This is a genomic window from Bradyrhizobium sp. 141 (assembly GCF_023074055.1).
GTDB lineage: Bacteria > Pseudomonadota > Alphaproteobacteria > Rhizobiales > Xanthobacteraceae > Bradyrhizobium.
In genome coordinates, this window is the sequence record NZ_JADPKR010000013.1 from 522,236 (window position 1) to 543,409 (window position 21,174).

The window sequence follows — 21,174 nt, forward strand, 5'->3', positions numbered from 1 at the left end:
CATGTTGACGTGCCTGCCGGGCGTTCTCAGCAAGGATGATGTGGCGGATTTCCGCCGCATCATGGACGCCAGCGAATGGGAGGACGGCCGCTCCACCGCCGGCGCGCAGTCGGCGATGGTCAAACGCAACGAGCAACTGCCGCCCGATAGCGAAGTCGCGAGAAAACTCGGCAACCGCATCATCTCGGCGCTGACGTCGAATCCGCGTTTCATCGCGGCGGCAATCCCGCTCCAGATCTTCCCGCCGTTGTTCAACCGCTATGCGGCGAGCAGCGACCATCATTTCGGCCTGCATGTCGACAATGCGATCCGCGGTGACCGTCTGACCGGCCTTCGCATCCGCACAGACCTGTCGGTCACACTGTTCCTCGCCGAGCCGGAAGAGTACGACGGTGGCGAACTTGTGATCGAGGACACTTACGGCTCGCACGAAGTGAAGTTGCCAGCCGGCGACTGCGTGCTCTATCCCTCGACCAGCCTCCATCTCGTCACCCCCGTGACGAGGGGAACGCGGGTTGCGTCTTTCTTCTGGCTTCAGAGCATGATACGGGACGATCAAGCCCGGAGCATGATCTTTGACCTCGACACCGCGATACAGGCGCTGGTGGAACGGCTCGGGCGTGACGATCCCGAAACGGTCAAATTGACGGGTATCTATCACAACCTCATTCGCTACTGGGCCGAAGTATGAAGACCATGACCTCAAAAGCAAGCCTTGCCGCAGCCGCGATGCTGGCGGCCGCCTGGTTCGCATCTCCTGTTTCCGCCCAGACGCAAACCCCGGCGGCACCGGCGCAATCGGCGGCTCAGCCGGTCCCGGCCGGTCCGGCTCCGGCCGTGACTGCACCTGCCGCCCCGGCGCCTTCGGCTTCGACGGCAACCGCCCCGACTGCTCCGACGGCGTCCCTCGCGGCCACCGTTTCGACCACCGCCAAGCCCGATGCGGCGGCCGCCGTCGCGCCGGCGATGAAGGAACTGTCGCCCTGGGTCATGTTCATGTCGGCAGACGTCATCGTGAAGGCGGTGATGATCGGGCTCGCCTTCGCATCGCTGATGACCTGGACCGTCTTCATCGCCAAATCGGTCGAACTGTCGGTTGCATCCACCAAGCTTCGTTCGGCGCTGAAGAAGATTTCGGAGACGCGCTCGCTTGCGGAAGCGCAGATGGCGCTCGGAGCCAAGGAGGGGATTCTGCCGTCCTTCCTGGCGGCGGCCCTGCGCGAGGCGCGGATGTCGGCCGGCCTGTCCAGCGATGCCGGCATCAAGGAGCGCGCGGCCTCCAGCTTTTCCGAGATCGTGCGCGCCGAGGCACGGCGCATCCGGATCGGCATGGGCGTGCTCGCGACCATCGGCTCGACGTCCCCCTTCGTCGGCCTGTTCGGCACGGTCTGGGGTATCATGAACAGCTTCATCGGCATCTCGAAGTCGCAGACCACGAATCTCGCCGTCGTTGCGCCCGGCATCGCCGAGGCGCTGCTCGCCACCGCGATCGGCCTCGTCGCCGCGATCCCCGCCGTCATCATCTACAACCACTTCTCGCGCGTGACGAAGGGCTATCTCGAGCTTGTCAGCCGCGCCTCGGGCGCCGCGGGCCGGCTGCTCTCGCGTGATCTCGACCGCAGCCACGGCAGCGTGCATTCGCGCGCAGCGGAGTGAACCATGGCCGTTTCGCTCGCAGACAACGATGACGACGACGATTTCTCGGAAACGCATGACATCAACGTCACGCCGTTCATCGACGTCATCCTGGTCCTGCTGATCATCTTCATGGTCGCAGCTCCGCTCTCCACGGTCGACCTGCCGATCGATCTGCCGACGTCGAGCGCGACGCCGCAGAAGAAGCCGGACAAGCCGACCTATCTCAGCATCAAGCCCGATCTGACGCTTGCCATCGGGGAAAACACGGTCCACCGGGCCGAGTTGATCGGGACGCTCGACGGATTGTCCGACATGAGCAAGGACAAGTACGTCTTCCTGCGCGCCGACAAGTCGGTGCCGTATGGGGAGTTGATGGGCATCATGGAGCTCTTGCGCTCAGGCGGCTATACGCGGGTGAAACTGGTGGCGCTGGAAGGCGCTCCTGGCGCGCCTGCGGCAGGCGCCGCTCAGCCTTAAGAAGGCCCGCAATGTCGGACGAACTCAGACCATCCCGGAAGCTCTGGATCCTGGCCGCGGTGGCGGCGCTCGTGCTTCATCTGGGGGGCGCCGCGCTCGCGCTGGCCCACCTGCAAGCCGATGATGACGGCGACGGTCTGGGGGCAGCCGGCGCGGAGTTCGCGGTGGAGATGACTTCGCCTCCGGTTCAAGAGTCCAATCTGCCCGTCGCGCCGACGGAATCGGACGAGTCGGAAGAGCGCCCGGCACTGCCTGAGCAAAAGACCGAGACGAAGGAGACCGACCTTCCTCAGGATCGGCCGCAACAAGTCGAGGATGCCGATCGTATCGTCACCGAGAACAAGCCGAAGAAGGAACAGGACGACGATCCGAAGGTGGCTGCGATTGAAACGCCGGCCATGGAGGCATCCCAGAAGTCGGTTGCAGCGGATCGGCAGACTTTCGAAGACGCAACGCGCGAGGCCGAGAAGGCCATGGCGCCGGTGCTCGGCATCGGTAAAGACCTGCTGAAGCTAACGGCCGATTGGAACCGCAAGATCAGTGCGCATCTCGCAGCGCATAAGGTCAATCCAGAGGGCAAGGAGCCCAAGGACCAGACTGCCAAGGTGAGCTTCGCACTCAACCGCAGAGGGAACGTGGTTTCGGTCGATGTCGTGGAATCGTCCGGAGACGCGGCTTACGATGCCGCTGCGATCTCCATGGTCCACAAATCCGATCCTTTCCCGATACCGCCGACCGAGCTGGCCGATGACCGGTTCGAGCGCACCGTCGAGATCAAGTTCAAGCCGCGGGAAGAGAAGAAAACGAAGAAATCTGCTCAGCGCCAGTAGAGCCTGATGCCGACATAGACCACGACCAGGCAGGCGAAGATCAGCGCCACCGGGAGCGGCCGTCTTTGGGCACCGGCGGCCGTGCCACCCCCGAAGAAGCTGGTGGTCTTCGGCTTCGGTGCCGGGCGGCGGAAGGCGGTAACATTGTCCGCGGCCGGCTCAGCCGCGCGTGGGCGAACGTCGGGCGGGGTTCCCGCGCCACCCATCTCGGCATAATAGGCCTTGTAGATCGCGCCGATGGTCGCCTCGGTGGCTTCACCCTCGCTCATTTGCGCCAGCAGGTTCTGGTAGCTCGCCAGGAACTCCTGGGCCTCCGGCGGCAGCGCGGACGATCCGTTCAGCTTGGCCATCATTTTCCAGGTGGCGAAATCGGCGCGGGCGCGGGTGTCCGCGCGTCGCGCGATCAGCATATCGGCAGCTTTGACCAAGTCGGCCTCTGGCCCTTCGGCTTGTGTTCGGTGTCGCTGTTCAACTAAGCGTTGCCGGTCAGGAAGAGAACAGCCTGAATCACATAACCGGTCAACGTTCGCAGTATTGCTGAAATAACATCAAGATTTAGACCGAACCGGGACCCCGCAAGCGGTAGCAGGATCAGGAGCGCGATCAGGACCAGCATCCCGAACGGCTCGAGCCGGGCCAGCGGTACGGCGAGGGGCCGCGGCAACAGCCCGACCGCGACGCGCCCGCCGTCGAGCGGCGGAATCGGCATCATGTTGAACACCGCGAGGATCGCGTTGATCACGAGGGCATTCTTGAGGTTGTCCGCGACCCATTTCGCCGAACTCGCGGGGACCAGGGGCAGCGCATGGAAGGCGAGGGCCGCGGCCAGCGCCAGCACGACGTTGGTGACGGGTCCGGCCAGCGCCACCCAGACCATGTCGAGCCTGGGGTTGTTGAGCTTGCGGAAATTCACCGGCACCGGCTTGGCGTAGCCGAACAGGAACGGCGAATGCGCAAACAGCAGCATCGCCGGCAGGATCAGCGTGCCGAACGGATCAATGTGCCTGAGCGGATTGAAGCTGACGCGGCCCAGCTGCGAGGCCGTGTTGTCCCCGAGCCGGTCCGCGACGAAGGCATGCGCGGCCTCGTGGAAGGTGATGGCGAGCACGAGGGGGAGCACCCACACCGACAGGTCATAAAAGGAAATGTTCACGGCTCGTCCGTCCCGGTTCGCTCGCGGCCTGGCAGCCGTTCCAGCCAAACCGGCGGTGCAGCGACGCTTCAGCCCAACATAGGGTGGCCGGTTCCGAAATGCCACGCCGCAAATGATCCGCTCGGCGCGGCGTCGTGCAAATCAGGCCGGGATCGTCCCCGGATGTTGCGTCAGACCGTCGTCGAGCTTCAGCCAGTCGGGCTTTTCCGAGACCCAGATGTGCTCGGTCGGCGCAAAGGCGTTGCGATCGTCGAAAACGGAGAGGGACACGCCTGCGAGCGTGCCATTGCGCCGCCAGGCGAACAGCCGCGTGCCGCAATGCTTGCAGAACACGCGGTCGATGTTCTCGGAGGAGGCGTAGCGGGCGGTGTCACCCTCCACGGTCAGCGCGCGCTGGTCGAACTGCGCGCGGGCGAAGAAGGGCGAGCCCATCGCTTTCTGGCAGGTGCGGCAATGGCAGACGCGAACGTTGAGCGGCTCGCCCTCCGCCTTGAACCGAACCGCGCCGCACAGGCATCCACCTTCCCGGAGCATGATGTCCTCAATAGGTTGCGCGTCCGCCCGAGATGTCGAACACCGCACCGGTCGAGAAGGCGCAGTCCTCGGACGCGAGCCAGCTCACCATCGCGGCCAGCTCTTCGACCAGCACGAAGCGCCCCTTCGGGATCTTCGACAGCATGAAGTCGATATGCTGCTGCGTCATCTGGTCGAAGATCGCCGTCTTCGCGGCCGCCGGCGTTACCGCGTTGACGAGAATGTCGTGGGCGGCGAGCTCCTTGCCGAGCGATTTCGTCAGCGCGATCAGGCCGGCCTTGGACGCCGAATAATGCGAGGCGTTCGGATTGCCTTCCTTGCCGGCGATCGAGGCGATGTTGACGATGCGCCCGTATTTCTGCTTGAGCATCGCGGGCACGATGGCCTTGCAGACGATGAAGGGGCCGTCAAGGTTGATGCGCAGAACCTTGCGCCATTCCTCGAGGTCGGTCTCCCAGACCGGCTTGTTGATGCCGGCGATGCCGGCATTGTTGACGAGGATGTCGATCTTGCCGAAGGCGGCCAGCGTCGCATCGCGGGCCTGCTCGACGGCCGCGGTATCGGTGACGTCGACCTTGAACACGCGGACGCTATCGCCGATTTCCTTTGCGGTTTTCTCAGCCAGAGCCGCATCAAAATCCCAGATCGCGACCTTGGCGCCGGAGGCGACAAAACGCTCGGCGATCGCGCGGCCAAAACCCTGCGCGCCGCCGGTGACGATGGCGATGCGGCCGGTGAGATCGATCTTGTTCATGAGATTTGATCTCCTGGCGTCAGAGCATGTAACCGCCGTCGACGACGAGGTCGACGCCGGTGGTGAAGGCGCTCTCGTCGCTGCCGAGATAGACCGCCATGTTGGCGATTTCCTCGGCGGTACCGAGCCGGCCCATCTTCTGGCGGGAGACGAACATCTCCTTGCCTTGCGGGCCTTGCGCGGCGGCGCGATCGAGCATCGAAGGCGTCTCGATGGTGCCGGGGCAGATCGAGTTGCAGCGGATGCCCTTGGTGATGAAGTCGAGCGCGACCGCGCGCGACAGCAGCGACACCGCAGCCTTGGACGAGCTGTAGACGTAACGGTTGGCCGGCGGCCTCAAGGCTGCGCAGGACGAAATGTTGACGATGCTGCCGCCGCCGCCCGCGATCATGTCGGGCAGGAACGCCCTGATGGTCCGGTGCATCGACTTGACGTTGAGGTCGAACGAGAAATCAAAGTCCTCTTCCGAGCATTCCAGGATGGTGCCGTGGTGCACGAAACCCGCCGCATTGAGCAGGATGTCGATCTTGCCGACACGCTTGGCAAAGGCATTGACGTCGGCGGTGTTGCGGACGTCGAGCTTTGCGACCTCGGCGATGCCTTCCTTGGTCAAGCCAGCGATGCCGGCTTCATTGATGTCGGTGGCAATGACGGTTGCGCCCTCACGCGCGAATGCGATGGCGCAGGCGCGGCCGATGCCAGCGGCTGCAGCCGTGACGACGGCGCGCTTTCCCTTGAGGCGGTCTGCCATGTTGTTGTTCTCCTCACCTTGAATCTGATTGCCAATGCCGTAGCCCGGATGAGCGCGCAAGCGCGACATCCGGGAACGGAATGTCCCGGGTGTCGCTTCGCTCACCCGGGCTACGTGTGCCTAGCTCAGTGATTATCCCGCGCCACGCCAAACGTGCCGGCGACGTTCTGGTAGCGCGTGGCGAGCTCCATGCAGGCGCCGGTCGATTGCTGGCCGACGGTGTTGCGATAGATTTCCTGCCACGGCGTCTGGTTTTCGGGATGCTTGAAGCCGCCATTGGCCTTCAGCTCGGCGTGACGCTTCTTCAGCTCCTCGTCCGAGATCAGGATGTTGGCGCTGCCCTTGTTGAGGTCGACGCGGACCTTGTCGCCGGTCTTGAGGATCGCGAGGCCCCCATTGGCGGCAGCTTCCGGCGAGGCGTTCAGGATCGAGGGCGATCCCGAGGTGCCGGACTGGCGGCCGTCGCCGATGCAGGGCAGGGACAGGATGCCGCGTTTGATCAGCGCCGCGGGCGGCTGCATGTTCACGACCTCGGCGCCACCAGGGTAGCCGATCGGGCCGGTGCCGCGGATGAACAGCACGCAGCGCTCGTCGATGTCGAGCGAGGCATCGTCGATCCGCTCGTGATAGTCCTCCGGTCCCTCGAACACGATGGCGCGGCCCTCGAATGCGTTGAGGTCCTTCGGATTGCTGAGATAGCGATCGCGGAATTCCTTGGAGATCACGCTGGTCTTCATGATCGCGGAATCGAACAGATTGCCCTTCAACACCAGGAAGCCGGCGTCCTTGACCAGCGGCTTGTCGTAAGCCCAGATCACGTCGTTGTCGGGCTTTGGCGCATCCTTGCAGTTCTCGCCGATGCCGCGGCCGTTGACGGTGACCGCGTCTTCATGGATGCGCTTGTGCTTCATCAACTCGCGCACCACGGCGGGTACGCCGCCAGCGCGGTGGAATTCCTCGCCGAGATAGAAGCCGGCCGGCTGCATGTTGACCAGCAGCGGCACGTCGTGGCCTACCTTCTGCCAGTCCTCGATCGTGAGCTCGACGCCAATGTGACGGGCCAGCGCGTTGATGTGGATCGGCGCGTTGGTCGAGCCGCCGATCGCCGAATTGATCACGATGCAGTTCTCGAACGCCTTGCGGGTCAGGATGTCCGACGGCTTGAGGTCTTCCCAGACCATCTCGACGGCGCGCTTGCCGGTCTCATAGGCGATCTGGCCGCGCTCGCGATAAGGTGCGGGGATCGCCGCGCAGCCCGGCAGCGAGAAGCCGAGTGCTTCGGCAAGCCCGTTCATGGTCGAAGCGGTGCCCATGGTGTTGCAATGGCCGACCGAGGGCGCGGAGGAGGCCACGATCTCCATGAACTCTTCATAGTCGATCTCGCCGGCGGCGAGCCGCTCGCGCGACTTCCAGACGATGGTGCCGGAGCCGGTGCGCTCGCCGGCATGCCAGCCGTTCAGCATCGGGCCGCCCGACAGCACGATCGCGGGCAGGTTCACGGTCGCCGCCGCCATCATGCAGGCCGGCGTGGTCTTGTCGCAGCCGGTGGTGAGCACGACGCCGTCGAGCGGATAGCCGTAGAGGATCTCGACCAGGCCAAGATAGGCGAGGTTGCGGTCGAGCGCTGCGGTCGGGCGCTTGCCGGTCTCCTGGATCGGATGGGTCGGGAATTCCATCGCAATGCCGCCGGCCTCGCGGATGCCCTCGCGGACGCGGTGGGCAAGTTCGATATGGTGGCGGTTGCAGGGGGAAAGGTCGTTGCCGGTCTGGGCGATGCCGATGATCGGCTTGCCGGACTGCAGCTCGGCGCGGGTGAGGCCGTAATTGAGGTAACGCTCCATATAGAGCGCGGTCATGCCCGGATTGTGCGGGTTGTTGAACCATTCCTGCGAGCGAAGGTGGCGTCGTGAGCCGTTGCCGGCGGGCGCTTGCCCATTGGTTGGTTTTTTTGTCATTGGCTTCTCCTGCAATGCAAACGCACTGGCGTCCGTCCTAGGGTGTCGGCTTGTGCGATGCCCAACGGCGCGAATGATGGATCGCTGGCCCGCTGGCGGGGCGTTTCCTCATGAATGCAATACTAGTCGTGGCCACTTGGTAACGCTACCATTTTGTTCGCCGCACCCGCGCCTGAACCGGCTGGCCTGCTCTCCGAATGGCGCGACGACGAGCTTTGCCGCTCGATCACCTTGAAGCCGAGATCGAGCACCGGCTGCTCCGGACGCCGCCCCTCGATCGCCTCGATCAGCATGTTGGCGGCCGTCTTGCCCATCTCGTAGCGGTTGGTGCGCACGCTGGTGAGGGTAGGGACGGCAGACGCCATGAATTCGAGGTCGTTGAAGCCGACGATCGCGATCTGGTCGGGGACCGCGATCTCGCGGCGCCGGCATTCGAACAGAACGCCGAGCGCGAGGTCGTCATTGGCGCAGAACACTGCATCGAGGTCGGGCTCTCGCGCCAGGAGATCGGTGAATAGGGCGCCGCCGAGCGTCACCGAGGTCGGCGTCGCGGTCGTGACGACGAGACGCTGCTCGAACATTGCGGCGTCCTTCATGGCCGAGACATATCCGTCCAGCCGCCGCTGCACCCGCGGATCCATGCGGGCGCCGACGAAGCCGATCCTGCGGTGCCCTTGTTCGAACAGGTGCGCAACCGCTGCGCGGGCTGCATCATAGTGCGAAAAGCCGATCATCATGTCGACCGGATCGGGGCCGATCTCCATGATCTGCACGATCGGGCAGTCGGCGGCCTCCAGCATCGCGCGCGATTCCGCGGTCTGGTCGATGCCGGTGACGATCAGTCCGGCCGGCTTCTGCGCCAGAAACAGACGCAGCAGCTTCTCCTCCTGGAGAATGCTGTAGCGTGTGTTGGACAACTGGATCGAGTAACGGTTGCCTTCGGACGCATCGTAGATGCCGCGCAGCACGTCCGAGAACACGTTGTTGGTGAGAGAGGGAATCAGGACACCGATGACCTCGGTGCGTTGCGAGGCCAACGCGCGTGCCGCAAGGTTCGGGACATAGCCGAGCTCCTTGGCCGCGCTCTCGACCCGCGTCCGCTTGGCGATCGACAGGGCCTCCGGATTACGAAAGAAGCGGGACGCTGTAATGGGGCTGACGCCGGCAAGCTCGGCGACTTCCGCCAGCCGGATTTTGCCTGACTTGGTGCGTTTTCGACCCATTTGCTGCTCATAACACAGTCGGTCCCGCAAACAAAGGAACGTTGACAGCGCTACCAGCAGCGACTAACCAAAGACAAATTGCCAAAACCGCACAAACTGCCGACAATATAGCCCGCTAAGGTCGGGCCTTGGTTCGGCGAAGTCTGAAAAACAAGACGGTCGCGGCGCTAAGATGTGTCGTGGACTTTCGAGGAGGGAGCTAGATGTCGTCTGTGCAAATCCGCGACGTGCGGAAATCGTTTGGCAATTTTGAAGTCCTGCACGGCGTGACTGTACCGATCGAGGACGGCCAATTCGTCGTCCTGGTTGGCCCCTCCGGCTGCGGCAAGTCGACGCTTCTGCGCATGCTCGCCGGTCTCGAGAACATCACCTCCGGCACGATCTCGATCGGCGACCGCGTCGTCAACAATGTCCAGCCGAAGGAGCGGGACATTGCAATGGTATTCCAAAACTACGCGCTCTATCCGCACATGACGGTGGCCGACAACATGGGCTTCTCGCTGAAGCTGCGGAATGCCGGCTCCGACGAGATCAACAAGCGCGTCAAGCGGGCTGCCGAAATTCTCGCTCTGTCGCCGCTGCTCGATCGCTATCCGCGTCAGCTCTCCGGCGGCCAGCGCCAGCGCGTCGCGATGGGCCGCGCCATCGTGCGCGATCCGCAGGTCTTCCTGTTCGACGAGCCCTTGTCCAACCTCGACGCCAAGCTGCGCGTCGCCATGCGCACCGAGATCAAGGAGCTGCACCAGCGGCTGAAGACGACGACCGTCTACGTCACCCACGACCAGATCGAAGCCATGACCATGGCCGACAAGATCGTCGTCATGCATGACGGCATCGTCGAGCAGATGGGCACGCCGCTCGAGCTCTACGACAAGCCCGACAACCAGTTCGTCGCCGGCTTCATCGGCTCACCCGCGATGAACTTCCTGAAGGGCCATGTGCGCGTCAACGGCGTTGCCACCTTCGAAGGGCCGAACGGCGTCAAGCTGCCGCTCAAGACCGCGCCCGCGGCGTCCGACGGCCTTCCCGCAGTCTACGGCGTGCGGCCCGAGCATTTCACCATCGCCGACGACGGCGCCGAGGCCGAGATCGTCGTGGTCGAGCCGACCGGCTCGGAGACGCAAGTGTTCGCCAAGATCGGCGGCGAGCAGGTCGTCGCGGTCTTCCGCGAACGCCACCAGTTCAACCCGGGCGACAAGGTCCGGCTGAAGCCCGACCCGTCACTGGTGCACTTGTTCGACGAAGCGACGGGAAAGCGCCTGAACGCGTAGCGTAAGTTTTACTTAAGACAATAAAAAAGCATCACAGGGAGGACGACATGCAAGACTTTACCCGCCGGACTCTGCTTCAGGGCGGAACGGCACTGGCTGCAACCGGCATGCTCACCGGGCCGGCACTGTTCGATTTCGCCAAGGCCTGGGCGCAGAGCGCGCCCTGGAAGGCTGAGCCCGGCGCCAAGCTGACCGTGATGCGGTGGAAGCGCTTCGTGCCGGCGGAAGACGATGCGTTCAACGCAATGGTCGCGGCGTTCAAGGCTGCCACCGGCACCGAGATGAACGTGTTCAGCGAATCCTTCGAGGACGTGCAGCCGAAGGCCTCGGTTGCGGCCAACACCGGCTCCGGCCTCGATCTCGCCTGGGGCTTGCATACGCTGCCGCAGCTGTTCCCCACCAAAGTGCTGAAGATGAACGACGTCGCCGATTATCTCGGCAACAAATATGGCGGCTGGACCGATGCCGCCGCCAAGACCTGCAAGCAAGGCAACGACTGGCTCGGCATTCCCGTCGCAACCAACGGCGGCTACATGACGTACCGCAAGTCGGCGCTCGACAAGGCGGGGTTCAAGGAATTTCCGAAGGATTTCCCCAGCTTCCTCGAGATGTGCAAGGCGCTGAAGGCGAACAACACGCCGGCCGGCTTCGCTCTCGGGCACGCGTCGGGCGACGGCAATTCCTGGCTGCACTGGGTGCTGTGGGGACACGGGGCCTACACGGTGGACCAGAACGACAAGATCGTCATCAATTCGCCGGAGACCGCGAAGGCGCTGGAATATTGCAAGGCGCTGTATGAGAGCTTCATCCCGGGCACGGCGTCCTGGAACGATTCCTCCAACAACAAGGCGTTCCTCGCCGGCGAGCTCTATTGCACGGCGAACGGCATCTCGATCTACGTCGCCGCCAAGACCGATGCGAGCAAGAAGGAACTCACCCAGGATACCTATCACGCGCTCTGGCCGGTCGGACCGGTCGGCAAGCCGACCGAGCTGCAGCTTGCGCTGCCAATCCTCGCCTTCAACTTCACCAAATATCCGAACGCGGCGAAGGCCTTTGTCGCCTTCATGCTGGAGAAGGAAAACTACGAGAAGTGGCTGGATGGCGCGCAGGGCTATCTGACGCAGACCTTGAACGGCTATGAATCGGCGCCGATCTGGACCGCGGATCCCAAGAATGCCGTGTTCTCGCAGGCGTCCAAGCGCACTCTACCGGCAGCCGGTATCGGTACGGTCGGCGAGAAGGCGGCAACGGCAATCGCCGACTTCATCGTCGTCGACATGTTCGCCAACTACTGCACCGGCACCAAGGATGCGAAGGGCGCGATGGCGGAAGCCGAGCGCCAGCTGAAGCGCATCTATCGCTAAGCGTCACGGAGCGGGCGGCAGTTGTGCCGCCCGCTCGTCAACATTTCGATCAGGGATATCGGGCATGGCTGATGTCGCAATTCCCCGGGCCAAGCCTCAGATGAGCGAGGACAACGCCTGGACCCAGCTCAAACACAATCGCAACTGGCTCGGCTTCTGGTTCATGGTGCCGGCCATGGCGTTCCTGATCTTCTTCCTGGCCTATCCGCTGGGGCTCGGGATCTGGCTGTCCTTCACGGATACCCGCATCGGCAGGGTCGGGCACTTCGTCGCCACCGAGAACTATGAGTGGTTGTGGGACGACTCCATCTTCTGGCTGTCGGTGTTCAACACGCTGCTCTACACCTTCGTCGCAAGCGCCCTCAAATTTGCGATCGGACTCTATCTCGCGCTGCTGCTGAACGAGAATATGCCGTTCAAGGCGATGCTCCGCGCGATGGTGCTCATCCCCTTCATCGTGCCGACGGTGCTCTCGGCATTGGCGTTCTGGTGGATCTTCGACTCGCAATTCTCCATCATCTCCTGGTCGCTGAAGCATCTCGGTGTGATCAATCAAAATATCAACTTCCTCGGCGACACGACCTGGGCACGCATTTGCGTGATCTTCGCCAATATCTGGCGCGGCGTGCCGTTCGTGGCGATCACGCTGCTCGCAGGCCTGCAGACGGTGTCGCCGTCGCTCTATGAAGCCGCAACGCTCGACGGGGCCACGCGCTGGCAGAATTTCCGGTTCATCACCTATCCGCTGCTGACGCCGATCATCGCCGTCGTGATGACCTTCTCGGTGCTGTTCACCTTCACCGACTTCCAGCTGATCTGGGCGATGACGCGCGGCGGCCCCGTCAACGCAACCCATCTGATGGCGACGCTGTCCTACCAGCGCGCGATCATCGCCGGGCAGCTCGGGGAGGGCGCGGCGATATCCAGTGCCATGATTCCATTCCTGCTCGCGGCGATCATGGTGTCCTGGTTCGGCCTGCAGCGTCGCAAGTGGCAACAGGGAGAGAACAATGACTGATCTTCCTGCCTCGAAAGTAGATCTCAAGGCCGTCATATCGGCGCCCGCGCGCGTCGATAACAGCGAGGGCATGAGCTATCTGCAGTCGGTGCCGCGCCGGATGGTGACGCTGTACCTGCCGCTCGCGATCATCGTCGTGGTGCTCTTGTTTCCGTTCTACTGGATGGCGCTGACTTCGGTGAAGCCGGACGATCAGTTGCTCGATCTCGACAGGTTCAACCCGTTCTGGACCTGGAATCCGACCTTCAAGCATTTCCACAAGCTGCTGTTCGAGAGCTACTATCCGTACTGGCTCTGGAACACGATGTACGTGGCGGTCTGCGCCACGGTGCTCTCGATCATCGCATCGGTGTTAGCTGCCTACGCCATCGTGCGCCTGCGCTACAAGGGCGCCAATCTCGTCGGCGGGCTGATCTTCCTTGCCTATCTGGTGCCGCCCTCGATCCTGTTCATTCCGCTCGCCACCGTCGTGTTTCAATACGGCCTGTTCGACTCGCCGCTGGCGCTGATCCTGACCTATCCGACCATCCTGATTCCGTTCTCGACCTGGCTCCTGATGGGCTACTTCAAGACCATCCCGTTCGAGCTCGAGGAATGCGCGCTGATCGACGGAGCGAGCCGCTGGCAGATCCTGATCAAGATCGTGCTGCCGCTCGCCATTCCCGGCCTGATCTCGGCCTTCATCTTCTGCTTCACGCTGTGCTGGAACGAGTTCATCTACGCGTTGACGTTCCTGCAGTCGACCAGCAACAAGACGGTGCCGGTCGCGATCGTCAACGAGTTCGTGGACGGTGACATCTACCGCTGGGGTTCGCTGATGGCGGGAGCCCTGGCCGGCTCGCTGCCGCTCGTCATCCTTTACGCCTTCTTCGTGGAGCATTATGTGTCCGCGATGACCGGCGCCGTGAAGGAGTGATCGCGGGGGGTCTGCCACGGGAGCGCGCGAGGGGCTGCGCGTTCCGGCCAATAACAAGGAGTTAAGCTCTTGCACATTCTGGTTCTCGGCGCCGCCGGCATGGTCGGCCGCAAATTGTGTGAACGGCTGCTCCGCGACGGCCGGCTCGGCAAGAGCGACATCACGAAACTGACCATGCATGACGTGGTGGAGCCGAAAAAGCCGGAGAAGGCTGGTTTCCCCGTCGAGACGGTGTCGGGTGATTTCGCCGTGCCAGGCGCTGCCGAAAAGCTGATCGCCGGCCGCCCGGACGTGATCTTCCATCTCGCGGCCATCGTCTCCGGTGAAGCCGAGCTCGATTTCGACAAAGGCTACCGCATCAATCTCGACGGCACCCGGATGCTGCTCGACGCCGTCAGGCTCGTCGGCGGCGGCTACAAGCCGCGGGTGGTCTTCACGTCCTCGATCGCCGTGTTCGGCGCGCCGTTCCCGGATGCGATCGGCGACGAATTCTTCCACACGCCGCTGCTCAGCTACGGCACCCAGAAGGCGATCGGCGAACTCCTGCTGGCCGACTATTCGCGCCGCGGCTTCCTCGACGGCATCGGCATCCGCCTGCCGACCATCTGCATCCGGCCCGGCCTGCCCAACAAGGCGGCATCGGGCTTCTTCTCCAATATCCTGCGCGAGCCCCTGGCGGGCAAGGAAGTGGTACTTCCCGTTTCCGAGGACGTTCGTCACTGGCACGCCACACCGCGCTCCGCGGTCGGCTTCCTGCTCCACGCCGGCACCATGGACCTCGCCGCGGTCGGCCCGCGCCGCAATCTGACCATGCCGGGCCTGTCGGCGACGGTCGGCGAGCAGATCGCCGCGTTGAAGCGGGTTGCGGGTGAGAAGGTCGCTGCCCGGATCAAGCGCGAGCCGGATCCCTTCATCGTCGGCATCGTCGGCGGCTGGCCGCGCAATTTCAACGCAAAGCGGTCGCTCGAGTTCGGCTTCACCACCGCCGAGAAGAGCTTCGACGACATCATCCGTATTCACATCGAAGACGAGCTCGGCGGCAATTTCGTCGCCTGACCTCTGACTGAGCGGGTCACATGATGGCGAGCGTTGCTTGCATCGGCGAGTGCATGGTCGAGCTCAGGCAGGCCCAGGGCGGGCAACCTGCCGGGCAGTCCAGCGGGCAGGGCGGCGGCCTGTATTCGCGCGGCTTCGGCGGTGACACTCTCAACACCGCGGTGTACCTCGCGCGGCTCGAGGTCAAGGTCGACTATCTCACGGCGCTCGGCGATGACGGTCTCAGCGACGAGATGATCGCGGCCTGGAATGCGGAGGGCGTCGGCACGAGGCGGGTCGTGCGGCTGGCGGGCAAGCTGCCCGGCCTGTACATGATCCAGCTCGATGCGAAGGGCGAGCGCCAGTTCTTTCACTGGCGCGACAGCGCGGCGGCGCGCCAACTGATGAATCTGCCGGAGACGGATGAGCTCCTCAACTCGCTGATGAGCTACGACATCGTCTATCTCTCCGCGATCACGCTCTCGATCTACGATGCGGGCGGACGCGATCGCCTGTTCGCGGCGATCAAGCGCGCGCGCCTGCTCGGCACCCGCTTCGTGTTCGACACCAATTTCCGCGCGCGGGGGTGGCCCGACCGCGACGTCGCGCGCGAGGTGTTTGCTGCGGCGTTTGCGGCCGCCGACATCGTGCTGACCTCGACCGAGGATCTGCTCGCGCTCTATCCCGGCGAGAGCAACGAGCAATTGATGGCGCGGATCCCCACGCCGGAGCTGGTGTTCCGGCTGACCGAGCCGGTGAGCCTCTTGCGCTTCCCCGGCGGCACGAGCGAAGTCCGCGCCGAACCCATGACAAACCCCGTCGTCGACACCACGGCGGCCGGCGACAGCTTTGCTGCGGCCTACATTGCGGCCCGGCTCGCCGGTTCCGATCCGGTCGAGGCGGCCCAGGCCGGGCATCGCCTCGCCAGCCTCGTGATCTGCTATCCCGGCGCCATCATTCCGGGCTATGCCATGCCGCCGAAGAAGCGGCACCGGCCGGCGGCCACGCGCCAAGCGACCAAGTAAAACGAAAAGATCCACGAAATGCCCACGTCTGCCCAACAGAACCACCTCGTCGCGCTGTTCAGGGATGCGACCGTCATTCCGGTCCTCACCATCGAGCGCATCCAGGACGCCGTGCCGCTGGCGCGTGCGCTGGTCGCCGGCGGCGTCCGCACGCTGGAGGTGACACTGCGCACCCCCGTTGCGATCGAGGCCGCGCGGGCGATGATGGCCGAAGTGCCCGAGGCGGTCGTCGGTATCGGCACGATTCTCAATCCGGCCGACTTCACCCGTGTCGAGAAGCTTGGCGTCGCGTTCGGCATCAGCCCGGGCCTGACACCCGATCTCCTGAAGGCCGCAGCGCACAGCTCCTTGCCGTTCGCGCCGGGCATCGCGACCGCGTCCGAGCTGATGATGGCGCTGTCCTACGGCCTCGATGTCGCAAAGTTCTTTCCGGCCGAGCAGGCCGGCGGCATCAAGGGCCTGCGCGCCCTCGGCGGCCCATTCCCGAACGTGCGGTTCTGCCCGACCGGCGGGGTGGGCGAGGCCAATGCGGCGAGCTGGCTGGCCGAGCCCAACGTGGTCGCGGTCGGCGGTTCCTGGCTGTGTCCGACGGCGGAGATCAGGGCCGGGAACTGGGCCGGCATAACTGCCATCTGCCAGCGCACCCTCAAGGCCCTGAAAGCCGCGTGAAGTCTTGCCATCCCTGGGCTAAGACTTAGCTCAGGAAGAGACCCCAGGGAGAGAAGATCATGACCGCCAGCATCGTCGGATGGGCGCATACGCCGTTCGGCAAGTTCGACACCGAAACCGTCGAAAGCCTCGTCACCCGCGTTGCCAACGAGGCGCTGGCCGATGCCGGCATTTCGGCCGGCGATGTCGACGAGATCGTGCTCGGCCATTTCAACGCCGGCTTCTCGCCGCAGGATTTTACCGCCTCCCTGGTGCTCCAGGCCGACCCGAAGCTGCGCTTCAAGCCGGCAACCCGCGTCGAGAATGCCTGCGCCACGGGCTCGGCGGCCGTTCACCAGGGCCTGCGCGCGATTGCCGCAGGCGCGGCCAAGATCGTGCTGGTCGTCGGCGTCGAGCAGATGACGCGCACGCCCGGTCCGGAGATCGGCAAGTACCTGCTCAAGGCGTCCTACCTGCCCGAGGACGGCGACACCGTCGGCGGCTTTGCCGGCGTGTTCGGTAAGATCGCCAGCTCCTATTTTCAGAAATACGGCGATCAGTCCGACGCACTGGCGCTGATCGCGGCCAAGAACCACAAGAACGGCGTCGCCAACCCCTTCGCCCAGATGCGCAAGGATTTTGGCTTCGACTTCTGCCGCGCCGAGAGCGAGAAGAACCCTTACGTCGCAGGTCCCTTGAAGCGCACCGACTGCTCGCTGGTCTCCGACGGCGCCGCCGCGCTGGTTTTGGCCGATGCCGAGACCGCCAAGGCCTTGACCAAGTCGATCGGCTTCCGCGCCACCGCGCACGCCCAGGATTTTCTGCCGATGTCCAAGCGCGACATCCTGCAGTTCGAGGGCTGCACGGTCGCCTGGCAGCGCGCGCTGGAAAAGGCGGGCGTTGCGCTCAGCGATCTCTCCTTCGTCGAGACCCATGATTGCTTCACCGTCGCCGAGCTGATCGAGTACGAAGCGATGGGCCTGACGCCGAGGGGGCAGGGCGCCCGCGCCATCAAGGAAGGCTGGACGCTGAAGGACGGCAAGCTGCCGGTCAATCCGTCCGGCGGCCTGAAGGCCAAGGGCCATCCGATCGGCGCCACCGGTGTCTCCATGCACGTGATGACCGCGATGCAGCTCGCAGGCCAGGCGCCCGAGGGCATGCAGTTGAAGAATGCCAAGCTCGGCGGCATCTTCAACATGGGCGGTGCCGCGGTCGCCAACTACGTCTCCGTGCTGGAGCCGCTGAAGTAGGCTCAGTCCTGTAGGGTGGGCAAAGGCGCCATGCGCCGTGCCCACCTTCTTCCTTGCGCTAGATCATGGTGGGCGCGCTTCGCTTTGCCCACCTTAACGCTCCTGATTGATTTGCGGGAAATGCATCATGAGCACTGACTACGAAACCTCACTATCGATGGACGCACTCAACGATCGTATCGCGATCATCGAGGACAATATCCGCCAGCTCATCGAGCAGGCCGCGGCCGCCTCGGGCGAGCAGAACGAGTCGCGCATCGCCGACCGGATCAGCCAGCAGAACGACGAGCTCGACCGGCTCCTCAAGATCCGCGAATCCCGCCAAAAGAAATAGCGGTCGATATCGCCGCGCGGCGCATGCGGCCATACGCCGGCCGCCCTTGCGCGCGCGGCCGCGCTGCCTTTAGCTGGACCGAAATTGCGGGGCCGCGCCTTGAGCCCCCCGCGCAATCGGGAGCGAACGATGGGGCCGCTGAAGGGCATCAAGGTCATCGACATGACCACCGTGCTGATGGGGCCCTATGCGACCCAGATGCTCGGCGACTACGGTGCCGATGTCATCAAGGTGGAATCGCTCGACGGCGACGTCACCCGCCTGATCGGCCCGATGCGTCACGCCGGCATGGGCCCGGTGTTTCTCAACACCAACCGCAGCAAGCGCTCGATCTGCCTCGACCTGAAGAAACCCGCGGGCCGCGACGCCGTGCTGCGGTTAATCAAGGACGCCGACGTATTGGTCTACAACGTCCGCCCGCAAGCCATGGCGCGGCTTCAGCTCGGCTACGATGTCGTCTCCGCGATCAATCCGCGTCTGGTCTATGCCGGCGTGTTCGGCTTCGGCCAGGACGGGCCTTACGCTGCAAAACCCGCCTATGACGATCTGATCCAGGGCGCCACCGCGCTGCCGGCGTTGATGGCGCAGACTGGCGACGGCGTGCCGCGCTACGTGCCGAACGCGCTGGTCGATCGCATCGTCGGCCTCACCGCGGTCGGTGCGATCTGCGCCAGCCTCGTACACCGCGACCGCACCGGCCGCGGCCAGCGCGTCGACATCCCGATGTTCGAGACCATGGCCGGATTCGTCATGGGCGACCATATGGGCGGGCTCACCTATGAGCCGCCGCTCGACAAGGGCGGCTATGCCCGCCACCTCTCGCGGGATCGGAGGCCCTACAAGACGTCGGACGGCTATCTCAGCGTCATCGTCTACAACGACAAGCAGTGGGAGAATTTCTTCAAGGCGACCGCCCGCGACGATTTGCGCGCCGATCCCAAATTCGCAACCTTCGCGGGACGCGCCGCCAATATCGACGTGGTCTATGCCGAGCTCGCCCGCATCTTCGAGACGCGTACCACGGCCGAATGGATCGACCTGCTGACCAAGGCCGACGTCCCGGTCATGCCGATGCACGACCTTGCCTCGATCCTGCACGATGAGCATCTGGAGGCGACGAATTTCTTCCCCGTCGTGACCCATCCCACGGAAGGGCCGATCCGCAGCATGAAGGTGACGGCGACCTGGTCCGAGACCGAGGCCGAGCCGGTGCGGCTGGCGCCGCAGCTCAACGAGCACGGCGCGGAGATTCTTCGCGAGGTTGGTTATTCCGCCGATGAAGTCGCCGCCATGGTTCGCGATGGCGTCACGCGGTCACCGCCGGAGCAGGGAGGGGCGCCATGAGCTTCATCACCGGCGTCGGCCTCACGCCGTTCGGCAAGCATGAAGGCTCGTCCTCGCTCGACCTGATGAGCAAGGCCGCGCAAGCCGCGCTCGACGATGCCGGGCTGAAGCGATCCGACATCGACGGGGTTCTCTGCGGCTATTCCACCGTCTCGCCGCACATCATGCTGGCGACCGTCTTCGCCGAGCATTTTGGCATCCGCCCATCTTACGCCCATGCCGTGCAGGTCGGCGGCGCCACCGGGCTCGCGATGACGATGCTGGCGCATCACCTCGTCGACGCAGGCGTTGCGCGCCACGTGCTCGTCGTCGCCGGCGAGAACCGCCTCACCGGGCAGAGCCGCGACGCCTCGATCCAGGCGCTGGCGCAGGTCGGCCATCCCGACTACGACGTGCCGCTAGGCCCGACCATTCCGGCCTATTACGGCCTCGTCGCCAGCAGGTACATGCACGAATACGGCGTGACTGAAGAAGATCTCGCCGAGTTCGCGGTGCTGATGCGGGCCCACGCCTGCACCCATCCCGGCGCGCAATTCCACGATCCCATCACCGTCGCCGACGTCATGGCCTCCAAGCCGGTGGCGATGCCCTTAAAACTGCTCGACTGCTGCCCGGTGTCCGACGGTGGCGCCGCCTTCGTCATCAGCCGCGAGCGGACAGGGGAAGCGGGCGTGCGCATCCGCGGCTGCGCCCAGGCGCATACACACCAGCATGTCACGGCCGCGCCCGCGCTCAGTGAGCTCGGCGCCGAGATCTCCATCGCGCGCACCAAGGAGGCCACTGGCCTTGCGATCTCCGACGTGCGCTACGCCGCGATCTACGACAGTTTCACCATCACGCTCGCAATGCTGCTGGAAGACCTCGGCCTTGCCGGGCGCGGCGAGGCGGCTGCCCGCGTGCGATCAGGTCATTTCGGCCGCGACGGCGCGATGCCGCTCAACACCCATGGCGGCCTGCTCAGCTACGGCCATTGCGGCGTCGGCGGCGCCATGGCGCATCTGGTCGAAGCGCATTTGCAGATGACGGGACGGGCGGCCAATCGCCAGGTGCGTGACGCTTCGATCGCGCTGTTGCACGGCGACGGCGGCGTGCTGTCGTCCCATGTCAGCATGTTCCTGGAGCAGGTGCGATGAGCGAGCGTCTGGCCGATTGGACCAAGGGCGAACAGGCCATCATTTTTCAGACCTGCGCCGCGTGCGGTCACGTGCAGTATTTCCACCGCGGCTTCTGCGCGGCGTGCGGCGCGTCCGATCCGCGTGAGCAGCGCGCCAGCGGCAAGGGCAGGGTCTACGCGACCTCGCTGGTCTGCCGTGCCGCCACATCAGAGACGCGCGCGCACGTGCCCTACAACATCCTGCTGGTCGATTGCGCCGAGGGTTTTCGCATGATGGCCCACGGCGAGAATGACCTTGCCATTGGCGATTCGGTCGTTGCGAGCTTCAAGCCGTTTGCCGGCAGGCTCGTGCCGTTTTTTGCAAAGAGCAGATAGTGGGGATGCTGTAGCCCGGATGGAGCGCAGCGAAATGCGGGATTCTCACCCCGCAATAGACTTTCCCGGATTGCGCTGCGCTCCATCCAGGCTACCGCCGAGAGCGAGTGGTGGGATTCGTCATTCGGGGGCGGTCCGAAGGACCGAGCCTGGAACGGGATT

General features: G+C 64.3%; 23 protein-coding genes. 16 read left to right on the forward strand and 7 right to left on the reverse strand.

Going from position 1 to position 21,174, the window contains the following annotated elements; translation table 11 throughout:
* The first annotated feature begins 1 nt into the window (after position 1).
* Genes IVA81_RS04695 through IVA81_RS04710 form a run of 4 tightly spaced genes read left to right on the forward strand, consistent with a single transcriptional unit; the run spans position 2 to position 2,945 of the window.
* Complete coding sequence (locus IVA81_RS04695; protein ID WP_247312913.1) at positions 2-691, forward strand: Fe2+-dependent dioxygenase; 690 nt, start codon at positions 2-4, stop codon at positions 689-691.
* Positions 688-1,656: a tonB-system energizer ExbB gene (exbB, locus tag IVA81_RS04700; RefSeq protein WP_247312916.1), complete on the forward strand. Its 969-nt coding sequence runs from the start codon at positions 688-690 to the stop codon at positions 1,654-1,656. Before IVA81_RS04695 ends, exbB begins: the two co-directional genes overlap by 4 nt.
* A gap of 3 nt (positions 1,657-1,659) precedes the next feature.
* Complete coding sequence (exbD, locus tag IVA81_RS04705) at positions 1,660-2,115, forward strand: TonB system transport protein ExbD (RefSeq protein ID WP_247312919.1); 456 nt, start codon at positions 1,660-1,662, stop codon at positions 2,113-2,115.
* Between the two features lie 11 nt (positions 2,116-2,126).
* A complete protein-coding gene (locus IVA81_RS04710) occupies positions 2,127-2,945 on the forward strand; it encodes a TonB family protein (protein ID WP_247312922.1) in 819 nt (272 codons plus the stop codon).
* On the opposite strand, the gene IVA81_RS04715 is transcribed toward IVA81_RS04710, so the two are convergent.
* The 7 genes from IVA81_RS04715 to IVA81_RS04745 all read right to left on the reverse strand — a co-directional run bounded on the left by IVA81_RS04715 (position 2,933) and on the right by IVA81_RS04745 (position 9,315).
* Positions 2,933-3,355, reverse strand: a complete 423-nt coding sequence (locus tag IVA81_RS04715) for a hypothetical protein (RefSeq protein ID WP_247313332.1) — start codon at positions 3,353-3,355, stop codon at positions 2,933-2,935. The two genes, IVA81_RS04710 and IVA81_RS04715, sit on opposite strands and share 13 nt — an antisense overlap.
* 62 nt (positions 3,356-3,417) lie before the next feature.
* Complete coding sequence (locus IVA81_RS04720) at positions 3,418-4,098, reverse strand: site-2 protease family protein (RefSeq protein ID WP_247312925.1); 681 nt, start codon at positions 4,096-4,098, stop codon at positions 3,418-3,420.
* A gap of 141 nt (positions 4,099-4,239) precedes the next feature.
* Positions 4,240-4,632: a GFA family protein gene (locus IVA81_RS04725; RefSeq protein ID WP_247312928.1), complete on the reverse strand. Its 393-nt coding sequence runs from the start codon at positions 4,630-4,632 to the stop codon at positions 4,240-4,242.
* 7 nt (positions 4,633-4,639) lie between these two features.
* Positions 4,640-5,386, reverse strand: coding sequence for an SDR family NAD(P)-dependent oxidoreductase (locus IVA81_RS04730; RefSeq protein ID WP_247312931.1), 747 nt, complete (start codon positions 5,384-5,386; stop codon positions 4,640-4,642).
* Positions 5,387-5,405: 19 nt separating this feature from the next.
* Entirely contained in the window at positions 5,406-6,137 is a 732-nt protein-coding gene (locus IVA81_RS04735; RefSeq protein ID WP_247312962.1) for an SDR family oxidoreductase, read from the reverse strand.
* A gap of 125 nt (positions 6,138-6,262) precedes the next feature.
* On the reverse strand, positions 6,263-8,092 hold the full coding sequence (locus IVA81_RS04740) for an IlvD/Edd family dehydratase (RefSeq protein WP_247312965.1): 1,830 nt from the start codon (positions 8,090-8,092) through the stop codon (positions 6,263-6,265).
* Positions 8,093-8,214: 122 nt separating this feature from the next.
* Positions 8,215-9,315 (reverse strand): LacI family DNA-binding transcriptional regulator, encoded by a 1,101-nt coding sequence (locus IVA81_RS04745; protein WP_247312968.1) that lies wholly within the window; start codon positions 9,313-9,315, stop codon positions 8,215-8,217.
* 203 nt (positions 9,316-9,518) lie between these two features.
* On the opposite strand from IVA81_RS04745, the gene ugpC reads away from it, so the two are divergent.
* The 12 genes from ugpC (at position 9,519) to IVA81_RS04805 (ending at position 21,012) form a co-directional block, all read left to right on the forward strand.
* Positions 9,519-10,586: a sn-glycerol-3-phosphate ABC transporter ATP-binding protein UgpC gene (gene ugpC / locus IVA81_RS04750; RefSeq protein ID WP_246923191.1), complete on the forward strand. Its 1,068-nt coding sequence runs from the start codon at positions 9,519-9,521 to the stop codon at positions 10,584-10,586.
* A gap of 47 nt (positions 10,587-10,633) precedes the next feature.
* The gene (locus tag IVA81_RS04755; protein WP_247312971.1) at positions 10,634-11,953 is read left to right on the forward strand and encodes an ABC transporter substrate-binding protein; all 1,320 of its coding nucleotides are present in this window, start codon (positions 10,634-10,636) and stop codon (positions 11,951-11,953) included.
* A gap of 64 nt (positions 11,954-12,017) precedes the next feature.
* Positions 12,018-12,971: a sugar ABC transporter permease gene (locus tag IVA81_RS04760; protein ID WP_247312974.1), complete on the forward strand. Its 954-nt coding sequence runs from the start codon at positions 12,018-12,020 to the stop codon at positions 12,969-12,971.
* The gene (locus IVA81_RS04765) at positions 12,964-13,887 is read left to right on the forward strand and encodes a carbohydrate ABC transporter permease (protein WP_246923204.1); all 924 of its coding nucleotides are present in this window, start codon (positions 12,964-12,966) and stop codon (positions 13,885-13,887) included. The genes IVA81_RS04760 and IVA81_RS04765 overlap by 8 nt, the downstream gene beginning before the upstream one ends.
* A gap of 69 nt (positions 13,888-13,956) precedes the next feature.
* Positions 13,957-14,943: a D-erythronate dehydrogenase gene (gene denD, locus IVA81_RS04770; RefSeq protein ID WP_247312977.1), complete on the forward strand. Its 987-nt coding sequence runs from the start codon at positions 13,957-13,959 to the stop codon at positions 14,941-14,943.
* Between the two features lie 23 nt (positions 14,944-14,966).
* A complete protein-coding gene (locus tag IVA81_RS04775) occupies positions 14,967-15,947 on the forward strand; it encodes a sugar kinase (protein WP_247313334.1) in 981 nt (326 codons plus the stop codon).
* 18 nt (positions 15,948-15,965) lie between these two features.
* Positions 15,966-16,616 (forward strand): bifunctional 4-hydroxy-2-oxoglutarate aldolase/2-dehydro-3-deoxy-phosphogluconate aldolase, encoded by a 651-nt coding sequence (gene eda, locus IVA81_RS04780; protein WP_247312980.1) that lies wholly within the window; start codon positions 15,966-15,968, stop codon positions 16,614-16,616.
* 59 nt (positions 16,617-16,675) lie between these two features.
* Positions 16,676-17,845 (forward strand): acetyl-CoA acetyltransferase, encoded by a 1,170-nt coding sequence (locus tag IVA81_RS04785; RefSeq protein ID WP_247312983.1) that lies wholly within the window; start codon positions 16,676-16,678, stop codon positions 17,843-17,845.
* Positions 17,846-17,972: 127 nt separating this feature from the next.
* On the forward strand, positions 17,973-18,179 hold the full coding sequence (locus IVA81_RS04790) for a hypothetical protein (protein WP_247312986.1): 207 nt from the start codon (positions 17,973-17,975) through the stop codon (positions 18,177-18,179).
* 129 nt (positions 18,180-18,308) lie between these two features.
* A complete protein-coding gene (locus IVA81_RS04795; RefSeq protein ID WP_247312989.1) occupies positions 18,309-19,523 on the forward strand; it encodes a CoA transferase in 1,215 nt (404 codons plus the stop codon).
* Positions 19,520-20,656, forward strand: a complete 1,137-nt coding sequence (locus IVA81_RS04800; RefSeq protein WP_247312992.1) for a thiolase family protein — start codon at positions 19,520-19,522, stop codon at positions 20,654-20,656. The genes IVA81_RS04795 and IVA81_RS04800 overlap by 4 nt, the downstream gene beginning before the upstream one ends.
* A complete protein-coding gene (locus IVA81_RS04805; protein ID WP_247312994.1) occupies positions 20,653-21,012 on the forward strand; it encodes an OB-fold domain-containing protein in 360 nt (119 codons plus the stop codon). Before IVA81_RS04800 ends, IVA81_RS04805 begins: the two co-directional genes overlap by 4 nt.
* The last annotated feature ends 162 nt before the right edge of the window (positions 21,013-21,174 follow it).

Bases quoted from the DNA above. Each gene is read 5' to 3' on its own strand.
- IVA81_RS04695 (WP_247312913.1), top strand. From the start codon at position 2: ATGTTGACGTGCCTGCCGGGCGTTCTCAGCAAGGATGATGTGGCGGAT.
- exbB (WP_247312916.1), top strand. From the start codon at position 688: ATGAAGACCATGACCTCAAAAGCAAGCCTTGCCGCAGCCGCGATGCTG.
- exbD (WP_247312919.1), top strand. From the start codon at position 1,660: ATGGCCGTTTCGCTCGCAGACAACGATGACGACGACGATTTCTCGGAA.
- IVA81_RS04710 (WP_247312922.1), top strand. From the start codon at position 2,127: ATGTCGGACGAACTCAGACCATCCCGGAAGCTCTGGATCCTGGCCGCG.
- IVA81_RS04715 (WP_247313332.1), bottom strand. From the start codon at position 3,355: ATGCTGATCGCGCGACGCGCGGACACCCGCGCCCGCGCCGATTTCGCC.
- IVA81_RS04725 (WP_247312928.1), bottom strand. From the start codon at position 4,632: ATGCTCCGGGAAGGTGGATGCCTGTGCGGCGCGGTTCGGTTCAAGGCG.
- IVA81_RS04730 (WP_247312931.1), bottom strand. From the start codon at position 5,386: ATGAACAAGATCGATCTCACCGGCCGCATCGCCATCGTCACCGGCGGC.
- IVA81_RS04735 (WP_247312962.1), bottom strand. From the start codon at position 6,137: ATGGCAGACCGCCTCAAGGGAAAGCGCGCCGTCGTCACGGCTGCAGCC.
- IVA81_RS04740 (WP_247312965.1), bottom strand. From the start codon at position 8,092: ATGACAAAAAAACCAACCAATGGGCAAGCGCCCGCCGGCAACGGCTCA.
- IVA81_RS04745 (WP_247312968.1), bottom strand. From the start codon at position 9,315: ATGGGTCGAAAACGCACCAAGTCAGGCAAAATCCGGCTGGCGGAAGTC.
- ugpC (WP_246923191.1), top strand. From the start codon at position 9,519: ATGTCGTCTGTGCAAATCCGCGACGTGCGGAAATCGTTTGGCAATTTT.
- IVA81_RS04755 (WP_247312971.1), top strand. From the start codon at position 10,634: ATGCAAGACTTTACCCGCCGGACTCTGCTTCAGGGCGGAACGGCACTG.
- IVA81_RS04760 (WP_247312974.1), top strand. From the start codon at position 12,018: ATGGCTGATGTCGCAATTCCCCGGGCCAAGCCTCAGATGAGCGAGGAC.
- IVA81_RS04765 (WP_246923204.1), top strand. From the start codon at position 12,964: ATGACTGATCTTCCTGCCTCGAAAGTAGATCTCAAGGCCGTCATATCG.
- IVA81_RS04775 (WP_247313334.1), top strand. From the start codon at position 14,967: ATGGCGAGCGTTGCTTGCATCGGCGAGTGCATGGTCGAGCTCAGGCAG.
- eda (WP_247312980.1), top strand. From the start codon at position 15,966: ATGCCCACGTCTGCCCAACAGAACCACCTCGTCGCGCTGTTCAGGGAT.
- IVA81_RS04785 (WP_247312983.1), top strand. From the start codon at position 16,676: ATGACCGCCAGCATCGTCGGATGGGCGCATACGCCGTTCGGCAAGTTC.
- IVA81_RS04790 (WP_247312986.1), top strand. From the start codon at position 17,973: ATGAGCACTGACTACGAAACCTCACTATCGATGGACGCACTCAACGAT.
- IVA81_RS04795 (WP_247312989.1), top strand. From the start codon at position 18,309: ATGGGGCCGCTGAAGGGCATCAAGGTCATCGACATGACCACCGTGCTG.
- IVA81_RS04800 (WP_247312992.1), top strand. From the start codon at position 19,520: ATGAGCTTCATCACCGGCGTCGGCCTCACGCCGTTCGGCAAGCATGAA.
- IVA81_RS04805 (WP_247312994.1), top strand. From the start codon at position 20,653: ATGAGCGAGCGTCTGGCCGATTGGACCAAGGGCGAACAGGCCATCATT.